The 6,229-nt window shown below is 61.6% G+C and carries 6 protein-coding genes; all 6 read right to left on the bottom strand.

From position 1 onward, the window contains the following. On the bottom strand, window positions 1-1,283 hold a 1,283-nt coding region (locus VH599_19565), incomplete at its 3' end, for a hypothetical protein (protein ID HEY7350516.1). Window positions 1,284-1,322: 39 nt separating this feature from the next. Then, window positions 1,323-2,753, bottom strand: a complete 1,431-nt coding sequence (locus tag VH599_19560; protein HEY7350515.1) for an NAD(P)/FAD-dependent oxidoreductase — start codon at window positions 2,751-2,753, stop codon at window positions 1,323-1,325. A 13-nt stretch (window positions 2,754-2,766) separates the two neighbouring features. After that, entirely contained in the window at window positions 2,767-3,570 is an 804-nt protein-coding gene (locus VH599_19555; GenBank protein HEY7350514.1) for a hypothetical protein, read from the bottom strand. 45 nt (window positions 3,571-3,615) lie between these two features. Then, window positions 3,616-3,975: an STAS domain-containing protein gene (locus tag VH599_19550; protein ID HEY7350513.1), complete on the bottom strand. Its 360-nt coding sequence runs from the start codon at window positions 3,973-3,975 to the stop codon at window positions 3,616-3,618. A gap of 25 nt (window positions 3,976-4,000) precedes the next feature. Then, window positions 4,001-4,366, bottom strand: a complete 366-nt coding sequence (locus VH599_19545) for an STAS domain-containing protein (protein ID HEY7350512.1) — start codon at window positions 4,364-4,366, stop codon at window positions 4,001-4,003. Beyond that, complete coding sequence (locus VH599_19540; GenBank protein ID HEY7350511.1) at window positions 4,356-6,119, bottom strand: SpoIIE family protein phosphatase; 1,764 nt, start codon at window positions 6,117-6,119, stop codon at window positions 4,356-4,358. The genes VH599_19545 and VH599_19540 overlap by 11 nt, the downstream gene beginning before the upstream one ends. Window positions 6,120-6,229 lie beyond the last annotated feature (110 nt).

Raw genomic sequence — 6,229 nt, 5'->3', positions numbered from 1 at the left:
TCCGGCTGGCGCAGCCAGAGCGAGACGTGGCTGGGCTGCATCGTCTCCTGCACCACCGCCAGCAACTGCTCGCGCACCTGCTCCAGATTCACTTCATTGCGCAGCGTGGCGCTGAACGCCGCCAGCGTCTTCTCCGCATCGTACTTCTTGCGATAGAAGCGCCGATCAATCAACCGCTGGATACGCCGCCGCGCTGTTCCAGCCAGGGCAGCAATCGCCAGGGTCGAGATCACCAGCACCACTGGATCAGAAGCCTGTTGGGTGAATACTCCGGCCAGGCTCTCCAGCCCAATAATCAAGCCCGCGTAGAGCGCGCCCAGCAGCGCCGTCAGCGAACCATAGACCAGCGCCTTGTTGATAATGGCATCGATGTCCCACAGCCGGTAGCGCAGAATGGCAAGCCCAATCGAGAGCGGGATGAGGAGCACCAGGCCGACGCTGACGCTGTTCTGGACTAGTTGATAGGGCGCCCCGGTGGGCGAGGTCGGGTCGGCGAGCGCGGGGAAGAGCAGATTGAGGATCCCCCAGCCTATCCAAAACACGGAGTTCAGCAGGCCCCCAAACATGACCCATTTGGCCTGCTGCCGCTCCAAGGGACCAGACATCCGGCGATAGCGGTAGAGTTGGGCCACCAATAGGAGGGCGACTTCGCCAAGCACGAGGTACCAGACCGGCAGGCGCGAGAACAGACTTGTGGGGAAGAACATATAGGGGACAAGCCCGGCGAGTATCACGGCCAGGGGCCAGCGCGTCCACCGGGGTACGAACTGTCCAGAGGGAAACAGCGCGAGGAAGAGCATGCCCAACGCCAACATGAGGAAGTCCAGAGCCTCGTTGGGTACCTGCCAGAGGAAGGGCCAGGTACGCAGGCTATCTGCCTCAATGGCCGGGCCAAGCGCGACCAGCACAAGCGCGACCAGCAGTGCCATGCGGTCATCGGGGCGACGCCAGACGATGAGCGCGCTGACCAGCAAGCAGACCACGACTGAGGTCAGCGTGAGCGCGACCAGAAATGCGGCGTAATCAGTTGAAGACCAGCCCACTCCGGCGAGCCACTCGACTTGTTCAGGCCGCAGTTGCAGGGATAAGCAGGCAGTCCCCGCGCAGGGAGTTTGCAGGAGTGTCAGGTAGATTGGGAGGCTGGCGAAGAAGGTCGTCAGGGTGAGGACAATCAGGGCGAGCCAGGCCACCCGCGCCAGCACCAGCCAGCCCCCACGCAGGCGCAGATCGCTTGCGGTGGGCGCCTTATCAGGAGCCAACATCGGGACCGAAGGAACGCTCATCGCTGGCCCTCCTTGTGGACGCTGCGCGGCACGCCTCCCCTAGAAGGCTCCGCGCAAGGCAGCCTTCGCGGCGAAATAGCCGCAGAGGCCATGCACCGCTCCGCCTGGCGGCGTAGACGATGAACACAGATACAGACCTCTGGCGGGTGTCGCGTAGGGGTTCAGCCGGATCGTCGGACGGGTGAAAAGCTGCCAGAGGTCTTGAACGCCGCCGTTGATGTCGCCGCCAATATAGTTGGGGTTGTAGCGTTCCATCATCGCGGCGGTGAAGGCATGCTTTGCCAGAATGCGCTCGCGGAAGCCCGGCGCAAAGCGTTCAATCTGCGCGATGACGCGCTCGCTCATATCACAGGCGGAGCCGCTGGGGACGTGGCAATAGGCCCAGACGGTGTGCTTGCCAACAGGCGCGCGTGTTGGGTCGAAGAGGCTTTGCTGGGCCAGCAGCACATAGGGCTGCTCCGCGTGTTCGCCCCGCCAGACGGCGCGCTCGGCGGCGGCAATCTCTGGCAGCGAGCCGCCCACATGCACCGTCCCGGCGCGCAGGCACGCCTCCGCTTTCCAGGGGATCGGGCCATCCAGCGCGATGTCCACCTTGCAGACGCCCGGCCCATAGCGATACCGCTGCAACTGATGTTGATAGCCGTGTGGCAACTGGCGATGCGCGATGCGCAGCAACTGGCGCGGTGTCACATCGCAGAGAATGGCGCGGGCCGGGGGCAGCATATCCAGCGAATCCACCTCCACGCCAGTCACGATCTCGCCACCCAGCGAGCGCAGGTAAGCGGCCAGCGCGTCAACAATAACCTGCGAGCCGCCGCGCGGGATGGGCCAGCCAACGGCATGCCCCAGCATCCCCAGCACCAGGCCAAACGCCGCGCTTACAGGTTGTTCCAGCGAAAGCATGGCGTGCGCCGCGATTCCGGCCACCAGGGCGCGGGCGCGCTCGCCCTTGAAGCGGCTTTCGGCCAGCCCACGCGCCGAGCGAATGGCTTGCAAGCCAAAGCGAGCCATGAGCAATGGATGGCGCGGCGGAAGAGGCAGCGGGCCAAGCGCGTCGCCAACTAGCTGCTCCCAGTGCCTGACCAGCGGCGTCATCAGTCGGCGATAGGCGGCGGCGTCGTTGCCGAGCCACGCGCCCGTCGCCTCGATGGAACGCTCCAGTACCGCAGCCGAGCCATCATCGAAGGGATGAGCCAGCGGCGCGGCTGGCTCAATCCACTCGACGCCATATTGCTCCAGCGGCAGCTTGCGCATGAAGGGCGAGGCAACGCCCATCGGATGGATAGCCGAGCAAACATCATGCGCGAAGCCGGGCAGGGTCAGTTCTGCTGTGCGGCAGCCGCCGCCGATCTTGTTCCTGGCCTCGAAGACGATGACCGAATATCCGGCGCGGGCCATCGTGATGGCGGCGGCCAGGCCGTTTGGCCCGGAGCCGACCACCACTGCATCATAGGCATAATGAGTTGACATACCTAACCAGCTTCTATGTTGTTGGGCGGCTGCGCTTGCGCATCCAGCGCAGCGGCGCACGCATCGGAGTTGTCATGAGATAGAGTGTCGTGCGGACACCGGCATTATGCCAGACATTCTTTGCCTGGGACCATTGAAGCTTGCGATCTACACAGATCGCCTGCGTCTCGACCTGCGCTTCTTCAAGGCCAAAGTAGGCTGCCAGAGACCTCAGCGTATGTTGCCAGAAATGATCCTCGGACCTGGCAGCGCCCAGGCGAAAACCAAGCTCATAGATCGGGTCGTTGGCGCGAATCAAGACCTGGACCTGGGCAACCGCGCGCTCATCCTCTTCGTAGGCGCTGAAGGTAATCCAGCCCGCAAACATATGCCCCTGCGGCGTCATAAACGTGAAGGATTCTTCATCAGCATACATGACCATGACGCCGGTAGAGAGCGGCGCCCCGCCAGGCAGCGCCATGTTAATCAGGCCGACTTCGCCAGGAGCAATGCCGGTCAATGGCCCATAGAAGCGATTGCCCTTCGGCCAGAACTCTGGAAAATGCTCCTTCCACACCTTGATAACGCCCGTTGGCAGCACTTTAACGCCCTTCAGGCGCACGCGATAGGTTTTCTGCCACATCGAGCCAAAGCCCTGCAACGGGCTAACAGGCTGCTTTCCCTGTACATTCAGGTTCAGCGCGCCGCTGGGCATCGGGCCAAGCTTCAGCGCAGAGACCTTGCGCGCCCACTTGTCGGTGTCGCTGCGTTTGCCTTCGCTGGATGAATCGGCATCGAGTGGGATGCCTTCACTTGATGACGTTGATGGGGTCGTCATGGTTTAGTCCTCCAATGCATATCTATCAACAATTCCCTGATCTGGTCAGGGAGTATGAGCGGCGTCCAGCGCCTCGGCTTCGCTGTCGTACATCTTGATAGCATCGCTCAAGCGAGTTAGCTCAAAAATATGCCGGTAATGATCGCTCAGGCCAAAGGCAAAGAGGCGCTGCTTCTGCCGGTTGATGCGAATCAGCAGCGTGACCAGCAGGCCAATGCCGCTGCTGTTCATGTACTCCAGGCTGGCGAAGTTCAAGATAAAGACGCGCGTGCTTGGCCCGTTGGCCTGGGTATACGCCTCCATGAGGGCATGTTCGGCAAAGGCCGTAACCTCCCCCTGGATGTCAATAATACTGGCGCGGGCGCTCACCTGGCGCACGCTCAAGGTCACTTTCGCTGGTGGCATCTTCATTCTCCTCCCGTGTTGAGTCTTACGCTTTGGGTGAGCCTGACGTATCGGTCAACGCGCTGGCTTCATCAGGGAACACACTCATAAAATCAACCAAGCGGGTAATCTCGAAAATCTCGATATAGTGATCGCTCAGGCCACAGGCCAGCAGACGGCGGTGCGATTTGCGCGCTCGCGCGAGCAGACCAACGATCAGGGCGATGCCGGTGCTGTTGATATAGCGCACATCGCTGAAGTTGAGCAGGATGGCATCGGACGCCTGGCTTTCCGCCTCGCCATAAGCGGCGTTGAGGACATCCTCTCCAAAGGAGTCTATTTCACCATGCAGATCAATGATCGCTACGCCAGGCGCACGCCGAACACTGGCTTCAAGGGTATCATTCAACATGGGTTGCTCCTTCCAGGCCCAGTATCAGTTCGATGGTGTGGCTGGTTGCGTCGCTGGTCACGCGCATATCGTCCACCAGATTCTTAATCAGGAACAAGCCCCAACCGCGCGGCGATTGCAGTTCGGCCAGTTTGGCTTCCAGATCGGGCGTCTCAGCTTCGGGGAGCGTCTCCCCGCCGCCCTGATCGGTAATGCGCACCGAGAGCGTCGTCTCGGAAGCCAGCACCCGAATGAGCACTGGTACGTCGGGTTGATAGCGGTTGCCATGCTCCATCGCATTCATCGTCGCCTCGGCCACCGCCGTTTTTAGCTGCTCCAACTGCCGGGCCTCCAGGCCCAGCGGCTGAACCGCTTCGGCCACCTGCTCCATTGCCTGGCGCTCGTTGCCGGGTGCGCTGGGAACGGCCAGTTCAGCCAGACTACGCCAGGAATTGGGGGCGTTTTGCCCGGCATGGCCTTCAGGGGCAGGAACCGGAACGCTCGACGCGCTGTGTTCAGGGGGCTGGACCAGCGTGACCTCATCGTCTATGATATTCGGCGCAGGCTGCGGGGCGCGGCGCAACGTCACCAGCGTCACGTCATCCTCTTGCTCCCAATCGGGGCCGGTGAAGGATGCCAGTTCGCTCAGCAGGGAATCAATCACCTTGTTGTCGTTGATCTGACTCAGCAACGCCATCAAGCGTGGGAAGCCGAACATCTCGCGCTGCGGATTATGCGCCTCCGCCAGTCCGTCGCTGTATAAGAGAACGCTGTCACCTGGCTCCAGAAAGGTCACTTTCTCCTCATAGCCCATGCCTGGCATCAGACCAAGCGGCATGCCGGTGGCGCGCAGTTCGGAAACCTCCCCGCCTCGCCGCCGATAGGGCAGGTCGTGGCCGGCGTTCGCGTATTGCAACAATCCGGTAGCCGGATCAAGAATGGCATAGAGGCAGGTGACAAACATCCTGGCCGGAATATCGGGGCAGAGCAGGTCGTTGGCGTGTTCCAACGCTCTGCCGGGCGAAACCAGGCGCTGCGCCGCAGAACGCAGGATGCTGCGTGTCGTTGCCATCACCAGCGCCGCCGGGATGCCTTTATCGGTCACATCGCCAATGACTACGCCCAGCCGCCCGTCCTCGAAATAGAAGAAGTCGTAAAAGTCCCCGCCAACGGCGCGCGCTGGCTGATAATAGGCGGCCACCTGCCAGCCAGGAAGTTCCGGCAGTTCCCTGGGCAGCAGCGTCTGCTGGATCAGCCGGGCCACCTGCAATTCCTGCTCGATGCGTTCGCGTTCCTGAATGGCGGCTTGCTGCTCGCGCACCAGTTGGGCCACCCGAACGGCAGGCGCGGCCTGCGTCGCCAGATCGCTCAGCAGCTTGCGATCATACGCCGAATAATCTTGCTCGCTCAGGCGCTGCCCCAGATTCAACACGCCAATCAACTCGCCCTGGCTGATGAGCGGGATAGCCAGCTTGACCTTTGCCGCTTTCAACGCGCGCAGGGTTGGAGAATCCAGGTGTAGTTTATCAATCTCGACCACGCCAGGAGCACTCAGGAAATAGGCGACAATAGGATCATTAGGAGCAATCTCCACAGTGGGCGATGGGTCTCTCTGGCCGATAAGGGCGGGCGCTGGCGCGTGGGTTAGCTGAAGGCTGAGTCCATTCTGCGCAGCCGCCTCGGCCAGCAGCTCAGCGAGAGGCGGAACCTGCTGCAATGCTTGCTTCTCGCCCTCTAGCCGCTTCTGGCGGAAGGTGTTGAGTCGTTTAGCCATAAAACACGCTCTCTTCCCTGTTCAATTCCCCTTCTCAGCAGATGCCCTGGGCGATGGAGGGATTGAACATCTCTTGACACCAACATCTTACCTGAACGGCGTCTTCTAAA

The sequence above is a fragment of the Ktedonobacterales bacterium genome, from assembly GCA_036557285.1.
Taxonomy (GTDB): Bacteria; Chloroflexota; Ktedonobacteria; order Ktedonobacterales; family DATBGS01; genus DATBHW01.
Note: the sequence above shows the minus strand (reverse complement) of the source record. Positions and strands in the feature narration are given on the sequence as shown.

Excerpts from the sequence above, each read along its gene's own strand:
- VH599_19560 (HEY7350515.1), bottom strand. The coding sequence starts at position 2,753 with ATGTCAACTCATTATGCCTATGATGCAGTGGTGGTCGGCTCCGGGCCA.
- VH599_19555 (HEY7350514.1), bottom strand. The coding sequence starts at position 3,570 with ATGACGACCCCATCAACGTCATCAAGTGAAGGCATCCCACTCGATGCC.
- VH599_19550 (HEY7350513.1), bottom strand. The coding sequence starts at position 3,975 with ATGCCACCAGCGAAAGTGACCTTGAGCGTGCGCCAGGTGAGCGCCCGC.
- VH599_19545 (HEY7350512.1), bottom strand. The coding sequence starts at position 4,366 with ATGTTGAATGATACCCTTGAAGCCAGTGTTCGGCGTGCGCCTGGCGTA.
- VH599_19540 (HEY7350511.1), bottom strand. The coding sequence starts at position 6,119 with ATGGCTAAACGACTCAACACCTTCCGCCAGAAGCGGCTAGAGGGCGAG.